Annotated in this window: 12 protein-coding genes; 10 read left to right on the top strand and 2 right to left on the bottom strand. The window is 47.9% G+C overall.

Annotated elements, in window-relative coordinates; translation table 11 throughout:
• Positions 1–47: 47 nt before the first annotated feature.
• From HMPREF1548_RS22255 to HMPREF1548_RS22245, 3 genes are read left to right on the top strand one after another with little or no spacing between them, the layout of a single operon-like run.
• Positions 48–782, top strand: a complete 735-nt coding sequence (locus tag HMPREF1548_RS22255) for an ABC transporter ATP-binding protein (protein ID WP_021638875.1) — start codon at positions 48–50, stop codon at positions 780–782.
• A 21-nt stretch (positions 783–803) separates the two neighbouring features.
• The gene (locus HMPREF1548_RS22250) at positions 804–2,531 is read left to right on the top strand and encodes a COG1361 S-layer family protein (protein ID WP_021638874.1); all 1,728 of its coding nucleotides are present in this window, start codon (positions 804–806) and stop codon (positions 2,529–2,531) included.
• Between the two features lie 18 nt (positions 2,532–2,549).
• Positions 2,550–3,950, top strand: a complete 1,401-nt coding sequence (locus tag HMPREF1548_RS22245) for an ABC transporter permease (protein ID WP_021638873.1) — start codon at positions 2,550–2,552, stop codon at positions 3,948–3,950.
• A 194-nt stretch (positions 3,951–4,144) separates the two neighbouring features.
• Here the strand turns inward: HMPREF1548_RS22245 and HMPREF1548_RS22240 are convergent, their stop codons facing one another.
• Complete coding sequence (locus HMPREF1548_RS22240; protein ID WP_035323430.1) at positions 4,145–4,993, bottom strand: SGNH/GDSL hydrolase family protein; 849 nt, start codon at positions 4,991–4,993, stop codon at positions 4,145–4,147.
• Between the two features lie 88 nt (positions 4,994–5,081).
• Positions 5,082–6,020, bottom strand: coding sequence for an SGNH/GDSL hydrolase family protein (locus HMPREF1548_RS22235; RefSeq protein WP_021638871.1), 939 nt, complete (start codon positions 6,018–6,020; stop codon positions 5,082–5,084).
• Between the two features lie 531 nt (positions 6,021–6,551).
• Here HMPREF1548_RS22235 and HMPREF1548_RS22230 point away from each other — a divergent pair.
• The 7 genes from HMPREF1548_RS22230 (at position 6,552) to nagA (ending at position 13,675) form a co-directional block, all read left to right on the top strand.
• Positions 6,552–7,418: a PRD domain-containing protein gene (locus tag HMPREF1548_RS22230; protein ID WP_025490211.1), complete on the top strand. Its 867-nt coding sequence runs from the start codon at positions 6,552–6,554 to the stop codon at positions 7,416–7,418.
• A gap of 21 nt (positions 7,419–7,439) precedes the next feature.
• Entirely contained in the window at positions 7,440–7,922 is a 483-nt protein-coding gene (locus HMPREF1548_RS22225; protein ID WP_021638869.1) for a PTS sugar transporter subunit IIA, read from the top strand.
• Positions 7,923–7,948: 26 nt separating this feature from the next.
• Positions 7,949–9,565: a phosphoenolpyruvate--protein phosphotransferase gene (gene ptsP, locus HMPREF1548_RS22220; RefSeq protein WP_021638868.1), complete on the top strand. Its 1,617-nt coding sequence runs from the start codon at positions 7,949–7,951 to the stop codon at positions 9,563–9,565.
• Between the two features lie 88 nt (positions 9,566–9,653).
• Complete coding sequence (locus tag HMPREF1548_RS22215; protein ID WP_021638867.1) at positions 9,654–9,911, top strand: HPr family phosphocarrier protein; 258 nt, start codon at positions 9,654–9,656, stop codon at positions 9,909–9,911.
• A gap of 95 nt (positions 9,912–10,006) precedes the next feature.
• On the top strand, positions 10,007–11,464 hold the full coding sequence (gene nagE / locus HMPREF1548_RS22210; RefSeq protein ID WP_021638866.1) for an N-acetylglucosamine-specific PTS transporter subunit IIBC: 1,458 nt from the start codon (positions 10,007–10,009) through the stop codon (positions 11,462–11,464).
• A gap of 203 nt (positions 11,465–11,667) precedes the next feature.
• Positions 11,668–12,393: a glucosamine-6-phosphate deaminase gene (nagB, locus tag HMPREF1548_RS22205; RefSeq protein WP_021638865.1), complete on the top strand. Its 726-nt coding sequence runs from the start codon at positions 11,668–11,670 to the stop codon at positions 12,391–12,393.
• A 142-nt stretch (positions 12,394–12,535) separates the two neighbouring features.
• Positions 12,536–13,675, top strand: coding sequence for an N-acetylglucosamine-6-phosphate deacetylase (nagA, locus tag HMPREF1548_RS22200; protein WP_025490209.1), 1,140 nt, complete (start codon positions 12,536–12,538; stop codon positions 13,673–13,675).
• Positions 13,676–13,749: the final 74 nt, after the last annotated feature.

The raw sequence follows: 13,749 nt of genomic DNA, 5'->3' as shown, positions 1-13,749 counted from the left end.
AGACAGATGAAAAAGCGCTGCCGGAGGGCGGCAGAAGAGAGGAACGCATGGGAACTCAGGCCAGGCCTGTTATACAGGTTAAGAATTTATATAAGGTTTACCGTGTGGGAGACAGCCATGTGCGCGCCCTGGACGGAGTGAATCTGGAGATTTACAAAGGAGAGTTCTGCTCCATCGTGGGTACCTCAGGCTCCGGTAAGTCAACGCTTTTGAACATGCTTGCCGGTCTGGAGAAGCCGACGAAGGGTGAGATTATCATTGCCGGGGAGCACATGGAAAATAAGACGGAGAACCAGCTGGTAAAGTTCCGCAGGGAGCATATCGGTTTCATTTTCCAGTCCTTTAATCTGATGGGAACCATGAATGCGGTGGAAAATGTGGCGCTTCCCCTGACCTTTCAGGGCGTGGACAAGGATATCCGTATGAAAAGGGCCTCCAGGGTTCTGGATATGGTAGGGCTGAAGGAGCATAAGAAGCATAAGCCCACACAGATGTCCGGCGGCCAGCAGCAGCGCGTGGGCGTGGCCAGGGCGCTGGTGGTGAATCCGGAGATTATTTTTGCGGACGAGCCTACTGGAAACCTGGATTCCAATACCTCAAGAGAGGTGATGGAGCTGATGCAGAAGGTTGTCAGGGAACAGAAGCAGACGCTGGTTATGGTAACTCATGATAACTATCTGGCCGGCTTTGCCGACAGGATTTTTCATATTATTGACGGGAAGATCGTTAAGATAGAGGACAACCGGAATAAAGCGGAGGAACCTGCCGCACAGAAAGCTTAAGAAATACAAGAGGGGAAGAAAATGAACAGAAGAAAAAAAATCATCAGTATCATCAGTTTAACATGCGCCATTATGGTATTTTCAATGCTTATTCCTGCTTCTAACGGTTTGGGAGAAGTGTACGCCACTTCCACAAGCGGCAATACCATTGACCGTTCCTCGCCGAATGTAATTACCGATGACGACCGGGCGGATGCGGATGCGCAGCTGAAGGCGCATATGGACAGCATACTGAAAAGGACGAATCCTGATGAATACACGCTGAAAAAGCTGAACGATACCTTTTACAGCGCCGTATATTACATTGCCAATACGGAAATGAGCGTCAGTGAGCTGTGGGCTTACGTCGGTGAGATGAAGGCCAAACTGGACGCTGTTGTGCCGGATGTGTCCGTGACCAAGCCCACGACGGAATTTTTGCAGGTGGGGAATAACTGGGAGACTCCTTCCGTAAGCTATGGGCAGCAGGTTTCCATTGTCCTTCCCATCATTAACCTGGGCAGCGAGGAACTGACGGATCTGGTGGTCAGCCCTGTGGTTTCCAACGATGTCAAGGAATGGCCGTTTGAGCCTGATACCACCGGCTACGGGCAGTCCTTTGCCGAAATACCCGGGAATCCTTTCGGGGGAAATTATGAAGCAGGTATGTTTGCAAGAAGGGAACTGACCTTTCAGTTTTCAGTACGGGAAGATGTGATGACAGGCTATTATCCTCTGAAATTTCAGGTATGGTATACCAAGGCCGGAGTCAGATGCGAAGAGCCTGTGGAGCTTAATGTTTATGTATATACCCAGGGAAAGCCCGGAGCAGGCCATATCGGCGGCGATGACGGCGCTGTGGAATCCAAGCCCCGGATCATTGTGACCGGCTTTGAAACGAACCCCAAGGAAGTTTACGCGGGTGACACCTTCCTGGTGACAATCCACGTAAAGAATACCTCTAAGGATAAAGCTGTCAATAATGTGCTTTTTGACATGCAGGCGGTGGAGAGCGGCACAGAGGCCAATACCACCTATGCCGTATTTCTTCCCACCTCCGGTTCCAGTTCCGTATATACGGATTCCATCGGCCCCGGCAATGAATTTGATATTAATATTGAGATGACGGCAAAGACGGATCTTACACAGAAGCCCTACGTTATTACGGTTAAGATGAAATATGATGCGGGCAAGGATATTGACCTTACGGATGAAGCAAAGGTTTCCGTACCTGTACTGCAGGAGGCAAAATACGACACGAGCACGATTGAAGCCATGCCGGCCAGCATTTCCGTGGGCAATCAGTCCAATGTTATGTTCAGTATTTATAACACGGGCAAGACAACCTTTTATAACCTTCAGGTAAAATACGAAGGGGATTCCATAGAAGGCGGGGACACCTTCTTAGGTACTCTGAAGCCGGGCGAAACAGGAAACGTGGACTCCATGCTGACTGCGGTGGCGCCTACGGCGGATGACGGAACAATTATTGCAAGGGTTTCCTTTGAAAATGAATCCGGGCAGGAAGTCAGCTTCGTACGGGAATTTACCATTGATGTATATGAAGAAACCTTTGATGAACCCATGATGCCGGAAATGCCTGAGGAGAATGGGCAGAAGGGAGTCAGCCTGCCGGTTATCATTGGAATTGTAGCTGCGGCTGCTGTAATCGTACTGATTGTCGTAATTACTGTCATAAGAAAGAAAAAGAAAAAAGCGGCTGCCCTGAAACTGGAAGAGGAGTTACTGGACACAAAAGATGAAGACTAACTGAAAGCAGGTACAGATATGAAATTTTTGGATTTGCTGCGGCTTAGCAGCAGCAGCCTGTGGAAGAGAAAGGTGCGTACCCTGCTGACCGTCCTGGGAGTAACCATCGGCGTGGCCTCTATTGTGGTAATGGTTTCACTGGGACTTGGCCTGAATAAGTCTTCTATGGAGGAAATGGAGTCCTATGGCAGCCTTACAGCGGTGACGGTGAATATGGCCGGCGGCAATGGATTTTATTCCTCCGGGATGGCGATTGCCGAAAGCACCTCCTCTTCGGAGAAGGAGAAGGAAGAGAAGCGGCTGGATGACGAGCTGGTGGAGACCCTTAAGGCGCTTCCCCATGTGAATCTGGTATCGCCGGTCCTGAATGTGGATGTGATAGCCAAGAGCGGGATTTACGAAGGAAATTTCAGGGTGCAGGGAATGACGGCAGAAGCCTTTGAAGCAATGAAAATCCCGCTGGGAGAAGGAAACTTTCCTCAGAAGGATGCGGAAAAGCTTGAATTTTTTTATGGAAATATGGTTCTGCAGAGTTTTTCCAACTCCCGGACAGGAAGCTATCCCTATTATGAAAAGGGAGAGCTGCCGCCGGTAGATTTAATGAAGGATCCGATATTCGTTATTTTTGACACCAATGCCTATTACAACAGCAAATACAGCAGCACTCAGGGGAGCTCGGCAAGCGTCAAGACGCCGCCGCCGAAAAAGTATTTGATTAGCACCTGTGGTATGGTGGAAGGCGGGCCGGAGGACTGGAGCAGATACAGCTATGAGGTTTACTGTGACATAGACGCCCTGAAAACAGAACTGAAGCGCATTTTCAAGAATAAGGCTATTCCCGGCCAGCCAACAACGAAGTCAGGAAAGCCTTATAAAGAGATTTATTACAGTCAGATTTACGTGGATGTGGATGATATGGAAAATGTGTCTGAGGTCCAGAGCGCCATCAACGCAATGGGATATCAGGCATCCAGCAACGCGGAATGGGTACAGGCAATGCAGACGCAGTATGGCTATGTGCAGCTTGTGCTGGGCGGCATCGGCGCGGTATCCCTTTTGGTAGCGGCTATCGGTATTACCAACACCATGATGATGTCCATTTATGAACGTACCAAGGAAATCGGCATTATGAAGGTGCTGGGCTGTGATCTGCGGAATATCCAGATGATGTTTTTGATGGAAGCCGGATTCATCGGCCTGATTGGCGGACTTGTGGGGCTGGTGTTCAGTTTTGGGGTATCCATTGTGATTAACAAGATTGTAGCATCTATGGGGAATATGATGACGCTGTCCTATATCCCTCCATGGCTGGCACTGCTATCCCTTGTATTCGCGATTCTGGTTGGCATGGTGGCAGGCTTCTTCCCGTCTCTTCGGGCTATGCGGCTGAGTCCCCTGGCGGCTATCAGGAATGAATAGAAGAGCAGTAAAGAAGTAATAAATACAAGGCGGAGAATAAAAAGAACAGATTAAGAAACGTGGATAAAAACACGGATTAAAAAAAATAAAAAACAGCTATAAAAACTCCTGCACGCTTTCTTCCACGGAACAGCGGCAGGAGTTTTTTTGTCTGATATGTATTTAAGTGCCTTATTTCCAGATGAATCCTTTTGTCAGGAATTCAGCAGGGCAGCTGTAACACAGTTGGCAAAAAGCTGTGCGCCGGGAAGATTGGGATGAACGCCGTCACTGGTAAAAACGGACAGGTTCTCATAGGTAATGCCACAGTTATATACATCAATAACAGAAGCGCCGTATGCGGAAGCGATGGCTTTGATCTGTTTATTGAAGTCCATCAGCGTATTTCCATTCCTGTTAACGGGCGTGTTGTTCTTATCCCTGAGCCCCGGGTCACGGGCAAACAGTGTACAGCAGTAAACTGCAGCGTTCGGATACAGCGCTTTAATTTTCTGGAGCATCAGCTCATAGGCGCTGCTGAAGGTGGCAGGTATGCCTTCTGCCTGAATGGAAGGGGACTGGAAGGTGCCAAGGGGGATATCACGGGCAAAATCATTTACTCCCATATAAATAATTATCACATCAGGAGCAGAACCGTCGATATCACGCAGATCCATAATTCTTCGGAAACTGCAGCCGGGAGCAGAACCGTCTGTGGCTACGGAGCTGCCGGTTACATTGGTATTGGCTGAGGATGCATTCGTACATAAGCGCATCCCGGTAGCATTCAGAACCTGATACCACCAGGTCCCTTCTACCATGGGTATACCGCTGTTGCCCGGATAGAAGATGTTATAATCCCTTGGAATATAATCATTGAAGGTAGACAGGCTGTCTCCCAAAATAGAGAGCTTAAGCCCCGTATATTTTGTGGGAACATTGGAGGACTCTACTGTTTTGAGCGGGGGATTTACGGCTGCGTCCACAGACAGCGTATTCTGTGGCAGCGTAAAAATAAGAGAAGCAGCAAGTGAAAGGGCTGCGAATCTGATTCCTTTTTTCATGTCAAAAAACTCCTTTTCTCTTTTGTCTTCCATTAAAGAAGTTAGCACAGGGAAAAGGAGTTTGTCAAGTTCTTACGCAGGTATGATATCAATATAATAAAGCGTGGGTAATGTAGTCGCCAATCAGCTTCGCGCCCTCCGTATTGGGATGGACGCCATCACCTGTATATTGTCCCAGGGTATCGTAGGTGATACCGCAGTTATGGACGTCAATAACCGGATAATTATAGGCGGAAGCGATTGTGGCGATCTCCGCATTAAAATCGGCTATGGTATTGCCTTTTTCATTTGTGGCAGGAAATCCCTGGGGATTATCGTCCACGTCTCCCGCATTGGTTTCCAGGAGGGTGCAGAAATAAATCTGGGCATTGGGGAAGGAAGCGGCAAGCTTCTGTATCATCAGCTCGTAAGCATCACAGAAATTCGTAACCTCGCCTTCCTGCTGTGCCTCTGGCGCAGTAAAGCTTCCCAGCTCCACACTTCTCAAAAAATCATTGGTTCCCATGAAAACAATGAGAACATCCGGCGCGGGGCCATCGTCGCCGGGAGTCAGATCATTAATCCGCTTAAAGCTGCAGCCGGGAGCGCTTCCTGTGGTATCGTTGGAATCTCCCGATATGGTGGTGTTGGAGGAGGAGGCATTCGCATTCAGCTCCATGCCGGTTGCGGTAAGCACCTGAAACCACCAGGTATTCTCAACCGTTGTAATTTCTCCGTGCCCGGGATAAAAAATATTATAATCCGTAGGAATATATCCGTCAAAAGTGGAGATACTGTCCCCAAGAATGGACAGCTTCAGTCCGGTGAGATCACGGGCCTGCTGCTGCGCAGAGGGCGTTTCTTCGGGAGCCGGAGCGGTTTCGGCCTGAGAAACCATATTGTCCGGAATACTGTTTTCTTCCGATGAATAATCTGTTTGAATTTCTTCAGAGGAAGCCTCTTCCCCGGAATTCCTGCTGCAGCCTGTAAAGCTGAAGCATAAAACTGCCGTAACCAGAAGAATACAGGTTAATTTCGATTTTTTCATAAGAACTCCTAACTGTGTAATTGATATAAGTGTATGATAAATATTATAACATGATTCATGACGTTTCGGCAGAAAAATTTTTACAGAAAAATATTTTCCGGGTATTCTCTGCTGCGTGAAAGTGATACCGTAAAAAAGAATGCTATTGGATATATTTGTCGGTAAGAGTGGTATAATAATAAATGTAAGGCACCTGCACCTGACCATTATGCACAAAATATAAACTGTAAAACTGTTAAAATAACACGAAATTACCTGATTACACTTGACATCAATTGTTAAGTTTGATATGCTCAATTCAGATGAGGGACAAAAGCTGAATATTGATTGGATTGTTACTGTAAGGCAGGCAAAACCAGATTTTATAAGTTAGTCATAGTGTGTATTCCGTGTGGAGTGCAAACGGAGTGGTTAATTTATAAGATTTGGTTTTTTTTATTAAAGGCCATTTAAGCCTGTTTACAGGCAGGACAGCGGATGACAAGCCACAAGCCAGCATTAAATCCAGAATCCCCAAAGCAGAGGACAGGTATGATAATCGGGAAAATAATTAATAATAACGTCATATCCTCCTGGGACCAGGATGGCAGTGAGATTATAATTATGGGCCGTGGCCTTGGTTTTCAGAAAAAGACCGGTCAGGAAGTGGCTGAGGACGGCATTGAAAAAATATTCAGGCTGGAGAGCAAGGACGTGCGGGAACGCTTTAAGGACTTGCTTGCAAGCATGCCGTTAGAATATATTCAGGTTTCTGCGGATATCATTTCCTATGCCAGGAAGAATTTGAATACCAAGCTGAGCCAGAATGTTTATCTGACGCTTACAGACCATATTGGTTTTGCAATTGAAAGATTTAAGGACGGCATGGATTTTTCCAATGCGCTTTACCGGGAGATTAAAAGATTCTACCCGCAGGAATTTGAAATCGGGATGCATGCGCTTCTGCTGATTGAGGAACGGACGGGAATCAGGCTCCCGGATGACGAAGCAGCTTCCATTGCGATTCATCTGGTGGATGCTGAGTTTGATATCAAGGTCAGGGACACCTGGGCCATGACAAACATGATTCAGAGCATGATGGAGCTTCTGGAGAATAATCTGAAGCTGCCGCCCGAGGATTCCCTGTACCGTGACAGACTGGCGTCCAATCTTAAATTTCTGGCACACCGGATGCTGCTCCTGCCGCCGGCGGAAGGCCGTGAGGATATCGTGTTCAGCAATTTTGTAAAGAATCATTGCGCAGGGGATTATGCCCTGGCGGAAAAAGTAAAAAAACATGTGAAAGAGCAGTATGGCTGCGATATGACCGAGGAAGAGCAGATTTATCTGGCCCTTCAGTTGAAACAGGCCGGCGGCTTTACCGATACAATACAGACAAAAGGAAAACAGGAATCATAAAAGAAGGGAAGGAATAGAAAAATGGGATTATTTGATGCTTTTAAGAAAAAAGGAATTATGCTCGGAGCGCCGATGGCCGGAGAATGTGTGCCGTTAAAAAATGTAAACGACCCCACCTTCAGTGAAGAAATTCTCGGTAAGGGAATTGCCATTGTCCCAGCGGAAGGAAAGGTTTACGCGCCTGCCGACGGTGAAATCAGCACGGTATTCCCTACAGGGCATGCGTTGGGGCTTACCACGGAGGATGGAATTGAGCTGCTGATTCATATCGGACTGGATACGGTCCAGCTGAACGGACAGCATTTTACCATTAAAACCGAAGCCGGCAAAAAGGTGAAAAAGGGAGACCTGCTGGTAGAGGCTGACCTGGAGAAGATTAAAGAGGCCGGATACGATGTTATTACTCCCATGATTGTCTGCAACACCACGGATTTTGCTTCCGTAGAGGGAAAGACCGGCATAGCCGTAAAGCCGGGGGATGACTGTCTGGAAATTAAAAAATAACTGAATTTTATCTGGGAGGAATCGTAATGATTAAATGTTCCGGTAAGAGCGTATTAAAGGGAATTGCCATTGGCAGAATATATCTGTATAAAAAACAGGAATATGTCCTGAAGCAGGAAACCATTGAAAATCCTGAAGCGGAAATCGAAAGAATGGAGAAGGCGAAGGAAACCGCAACCGAACAGCTGGAGGAGCTTTATCAGAAGGCCCTGAAGGAAGCGGGAGAAGAGCAGGCCATGATTTTCGATGTGCACAAGATGATGCTGGATGACGCCGATTATCTGGATTCCATCCGCGGCCTGATTCGGGATGAAAAAATGAATGCGGAATTTGCCGTGAATCTCACAGGTGAAAATTTTGCTGGTATTTTTGCAAGCATGGATGATGAATATATGAAAGCGCGTTCTGCGGATGTGCTGGATATTTCCAAGAGACTTATCCGCATCCTGGCGGGTGTGGGAGAAGAAGGCATCGCTTCCGAGGAACCGGTGGTTCTGCTGGCGGATGATTTATCCCCCAGTGAAACAGTGCAGATGGATAAGAGCAAAATTCTTGCCATCGTAACCAAACACGGCTCCACCAACTCCCATACGGCTATTCTGGCCAGGTCCATGAATATTCCGGCGCTGGTACAGACGGATGTGGCCCTGCTGGAAGAATACAGCGGAGCAAAGGCAGTGGTGGACGGCTTCAGCGGAACCTTCATCATCAATCCGGAAGAGGATGTGCTGGAAAAATCCGTACAGAAGAAGATGGAATATGAAAAGGAGCGTACCGCGCTTCAGGAATTAAAGGGAAAAGACAACGTAACCACCGACGGACGCAGAATCAATCTGTATGCCAATATAGGAAATGTATCCGATGTGGATAAGGTGCTGGATTCGGATGCGGGTGGAATCGGACTTTTCAGAAGTGAATTCATTTATCTGGGAAGAGAAGATTATCCCACTGAGGAAGAACAGTTCGTTATATATAAGGAAGTTCTTTCCAGAATGCAGGGCAAAAAGGTAATTATCAGAACGCTGGATATCGGCGCTGATAAACAGGTAGACTATTTTAAGCTGCCCCACGAGGAAAATCCGGCTATGGGCTACCGGGCCATCCGGATCTGCCTTGACAGGCCGGAGGTATTCAAAACACAGCTGCGTGCGATATACAGGGCATCCGCCTTCGGAACCGCGGCAATCATGTTCCCCATGATTATTTCTGTAAAGGAAATCAGGAAAATCAAGGAAATCGTGGAAGAGGTAAAAACAGAACTTACCAAAGAAGGCATCAGCTTTAACCGTGTAGAACTGGGAATCATGGTGGAAACGCCTGCCGCCGCCGTAATCAGCGATGAGCTGGCAAAGGAAGTGGAATTTTTCAGTATCGGCACCAATGACCTCACCCAGTATACGCTTGCCATAGACAGGCAGAATCAGAATCTTGACAATTTTTACGATTCCCATCACGAAGCCATCCTGCGTCTGATTAAGATGACCGTGGAAAATGGCCATAAGGAAGGAATCTGGGTAGGCATCTGCGGAGAGCTTGCCAGCGATACAACGCTTACCAAGACCTTTGTGGATATGGGAGTGGATGAATTATCCGTATCCCCCACCTATGTGCTCAGTGTCAGAAAGGCCGTCAGGGATATCTGAGAGGTAATTTATTAAATGGTATCTGCCCGGCCTGCCATGAGCGGGACGCGGTAAGAATAGATATGAAAAACAGAAGGGAGACAGCAACATGAAAGAATTCGAGTATACAATCACAGACGAACTGGGAATCCATGCCAGACCGGCAGGACTTCTTGTGAAGAAGGCCGCGGAGTTTGCCAGTACGGTATCCGTTGATAACGGAACCAAAAAAGGAGACGCAAAGAAAATCATGTCTCTGATGATGATGGCCGTTAAGCAGGGCCAGACCGTGAAATTTACCATAGAAGGTCCGGATGAAGACGCAGCTGCACAGGCGCTGGAAGCATTCATGAAGGAAAATCTGTAACTGAAGCTGTATTCCAAAGGAAGGAGAATTCCTTTTGAATAAAACAAGCTCCGTAGCTAGGGCGGGGCAAAAAAAAGAAGGGGGCATTTTTAATTATGATGAAGTATTTGCAGAAACTGGGTAAATCCCTGATGCTGCCGGTTGCTTGTCTGCCGGTATGCGGTATCCTGATGGGCATCGGATACATCCTTGCACCTGCGGCTATGGCCGGTGAAGTAGCCGGTTTTACGGCAGGAGGCTTCGCTTATACACTTGGTCTGTTCATGATCAAGGCAGGCGGCGCCCTGATCGACAATATGGCATGGCTGTTTGCAATTGGTGTTGCAATCGGTATGTCTGATGACAATGACGGCACAGCAGCCCTGGCTGGTCTGGTTGCCATGTTACTGTTCCAGAACCTGCTCAGCTCCGGCGTTGTTTCCGCATTGACCGGTAAAGAAGCTGCTGCTGCGTTCGGCAAAATCAATAACCAGTTTATCGGTATCCTGGCCGGTATCATTGGTGCGGTTTGCTACAATAAATTCAAAAATACCAAGCTTCCCGATGCGCTGTCATTCTTCAGCGGCAAACGTGCCGTTGCTATTGTAACAGCACTGGTATCCCTGGTATTCACAGGTATCCTGTTCTTCGTATGGCCGGTTCTTTACGGAGCACTGGTTGCAGTAGGCGAAGCTATTTCCGGACTCGGCCCGATCGGCGTAGGTATCTACACCTTCCTGAACCGTCTGTTAATCCCTGTAGGTCTGCACCATGCACTGAACTCCGTATTCTGGTTCGACGTTGCGGGAATCAACGACCTTGGAAACTTCTGGGGAAATACAGGTACCTTTGGACAGACTGGTATGTACATGACAGGTTTCTTCCCGTTCATGATGCTCGGTCTTCCCGCTGCCTGTCTCGCTATGTACCATACAGCAAAAGACAACAAGAAGAAGATGGTATTCGGTCTGCTCGCATCTGCAGCATTCTGTTCCTTCTTCACAGGTGTTACAGAGCCTATCGAATTCTCCTTTATGTTCCTGGCTCCCGGCCTGTATTTAGTTCATGCTCTGCTGGCTGGTATTACAGCAGCAATTACCGTTGCACTGCCCGTAAGACTGGGCTTCTCTTTCTCCGGCGGCGCTATCGATGCTGTTCTCAGCTCCTTCCTGCCTCTTGCTGAGAATCCCTGGTTAATCATTCCGATCGCAGTTGTGGTTGGTATCATTTACTATGTGGTATTCAGATTCGTTATCACAAAATTCAATCTGAAGACTCCCGGCCGTGAAGATGATGATCTGGAAGCTGAGAAGAAAGTAACCCTCGCCAACGATGACTTCACAACGGTTGCCAAGATCGTTCTGGAAGGACTCGGCGGAAAAGAAAATGTGAAATCTCTGGATAACTGTATTACAAGACTCCGTCTTGAAATTAAAGATTATACCAAGGTTGACGATAAGAAGATTAAATCTGCAGGTGTTGCAGGCGTTATCAGGCCCAGCAAGACATCTGTTCAGGTTATTGTCGGCACCAAAGTCCAGTTCGTTGCAGATGAAATGAAGAAGCTGCTGTAAGGAACACACGGACGTTACAAGAAATTCCCACCTAGCACAGTCGGAAGCTCCGTAAAAGGAGCTTCCGAATTTGGTTATAAAGATTTTTCAGACAAATATGGTTAAAAAAAGACCAGATTGTACATAGAACAAGCTGGTGTACGGCTGTATAATAGATTATAATAAAAGTGTACATACTAAAACCAAGAAAAGGAGCAATAATTATGAAGATTATCAAAGCTAAAGATTATAAGGATATGAGTAGAAAAGCCGCCAACATTATTTCCGCACAGGTTATTATGAAACCCAACTGTGTGCTGGGACTGGCAACCGGTTCCACCCCTATCGGCACCTACCAGCAGCTGGTGGAATGGTATAACAAGGGCGATCTGGATTTTTCAGAAGTAACCTCCGTGAATCTGGATGAGTACAAGGGACTTACCAGAGATAACGACCAGAGCTATTATTACTTCATGAATGAGAACCTTTTCAAACATGTCAATATCAATAAGGAAAGAACCCACCTGCCCGACGGCACACAGCCCGATGCTGCAAAAGCCTGCGCAGACTATAACAACGTTATCGCTTCTGTAGGCGGCATTGACCTGCAGCTGCTGGGACTGGGCCACAACGGCCATATCGGCTTCAACGAGCCTTCAGACAGCTTCGAACTGGAAACACACTGCGTTGACCTGACAGAATCCACAATCAAAGCAAACCAGCGCTTCTTCGCTTCCTACGATGACGTGCCCAAACAGGCATACACCATGGGCATCAAAACCATCATGCTGGCAAAGAAAGTACTGGTAGTGGTAAGTGGAGAAGACAAAGCCGATATCGTTAAAAAAGCCTTCTTCGGCCCTGTAACCCCTCAGGTTCCCGCTTCCATACTCCAGCTCCACAGCGACGCCATCGTAGTTGCAGACGAAGCAGCACTCTCCAAAATCTGAGTACCTGAATTTTACTCCGCAAAACAAGGAGGAAAATTCCTCTGCCCGCAGAGGGGTTCGCATTTTGCTCCGCAAAACAAGGAGGAAAATTCCTCTGCTCGCAGGTAGCTCGCATTTTGCTCCGCAAAACAAGGAGGAATATATGATAATACAAAGTAAACGGGTATGGATTGCCGGACAGTTTCTTGCCATGCAGATAGAAATGCAGAACGGCAAAATTACGGACATCCTCCCCTATGGAACCAAAGCAGCGGACATAGATTACGGTGACAAACGCATTGTCCCCGGATTTATTGACGTACACACCCACGGAGCCTACGGCTTTGACACCAACGATGCAGAACCCGAAGGCCTGCGTGACTGGATGAAACGCATACCGGAAGAAGGCGTAACCGCCATCCTCCCCACCACCGTAACCCAGATGCCCGACGTACTCACCGCCGCCCTGAAAAACGTGGCAGCAGTAGTGAGCGAAGGCTACGAAGGAGCCGAAATCCTGGGCGTTCACTTTGAAGGCCCCTATCTGGACATGGAATACAAAGGAGCGCAACCGCCGGAAGCTATTGCAAAAGCCACGGTAGAACAATTCAAAATGTACCAGGAGGCCGCACAGGGACTGATTAAATACATCACCATGGCTCCTGAACACGACGAAAACTTTGCCCTCACCAGATACTGCAGAGAAACAGGCGTGGTAGTCAGCATGGGACACTCCTCCGCCACCTACGAACAAGCCATGCTGGGCATAGCCAACGGCGCAACCAGCATGACCCACGTATACAACGGCATGACACCCTACCACCACAGAAAACCCGGCCTCGTAGGCACTGCCCTCAGAGTCCGCGACATCTACGGCGAAATAATCTGTGACGGCTGCCATTCCCACCTGGCCGCCCTCAACAACTTCTTCCAGGCCAAAGGAAGAGACTACAGCATCATGATAAGCGATTCCCTACGCGCAAAACACTGCCCGCCCGGAGGTAACTACCAGCTGGGCGGCCATGACATCGAAATCGGCGAAGACGGCCTGGCAAGACTCAAAGGCACCGACACCATAGCAGGAAGCACCCTCAACATGAACAAAGGCCTCAAGATCCTGGTTGAACAAGCCATGGTTCCCTTTGACGCCGCCCTCAACTCCTGCACCATCAACCCCGCCAGATGCCTCGGTGCAGACAACCGCAAAGGCAAAATAGTAACCGGCTACGACGCAGACCTTGTCATCCTCGAAGACAACTACGACGTAACCCAAACCTACTGCAAAGGAACCCCGATGCTATAGTCATTACAATTACCCTTATTATACCTGTACCATAAAAGCACAGGTACAATAATCACAAGAAACAATAAATAAGA

The sequence above is a fragment of the Clostridium sp. KLE 1755 genome (assembly GCF_000466465.2).
GTDB lineage: Bacteria > Bacillota > Clostridia > Lachnospirales > Lachnospiraceae > Eisenbergiella > Eisenbergiella porci.
This window is presented reverse-complemented; position numbering and strand designations above follow the sequence as displayed.

Coding starts and splice junctions, on each gene's coding strand:
- HMPREF1548_RS22255 (WP_021638875.1), top strand. CDS start 48: ATGGGAACTCAGGCCAGGCCTGTTATACAGGTTAAGAATTTATATAAG.
- HMPREF1548_RS22250 (WP_021638874.1), top strand. CDS start 804: ATGAACAGAAGAAAAAAAATCATCAGTATCATCAGTTTAACATGCGCC.
- HMPREF1548_RS22245 (WP_021638873.1), top strand. CDS start 2,550: ATGAAATTTTTGGATTTGCTGCGGCTTAGCAGCAGCAGCCTGTGGAAG.
- HMPREF1548_RS22240 (WP_035323430.1), bottom strand. CDS start 4,993: ATGAAAAAAGGAATCAGATTCGCAGCCCTTTCACTTGCTGCTTCTCTT.
- HMPREF1548_RS22235 (WP_021638871.1), bottom strand. CDS start 6,020: ATGAAAAAATCGAAATTAACCTGTATTCTTCTGGTTACGGCAGTTTTA.
- HMPREF1548_RS22230 (WP_025490211.1), top strand. CDS start 6,552: ATGATAATCGGGAAAATAATTAATAATAACGTCATATCCTCCTGGGAC.
- HMPREF1548_RS22225 (WP_021638869.1), top strand. CDS start 7,440: ATGGGATTATTTGATGCTTTTAAGAAAAAAGGAATTATGCTCGGAGCG.
- ptsP (WP_021638868.1), top strand. CDS start 7,949: ATGATTAAATGTTCCGGTAAGAGCGTATTAAAGGGAATTGCCATTGGC.
- HMPREF1548_RS22215 (WP_021638867.1), top strand. CDS start 9,654: ATGAAAGAATTCGAGTATACAATCACAGACGAACTGGGAATCCATGCC.
- nagE (WP_021638866.1), top strand. CDS start 10,007: ATGATGAAGTATTTGCAGAAACTGGGTAAATCCCTGATGCTGCCGGTT.
- nagB (WP_021638865.1), top strand. CDS start 11,668: ATGAAGATTATCAAAGCTAAAGATTATAAGGATATGAGTAGAAAAGCC.
- nagA (WP_025490209.1), top strand. CDS start 12,536: ATGATAATACAAAGTAAACGGGTATGGATTGCCGGACAGTTTCTTGCC.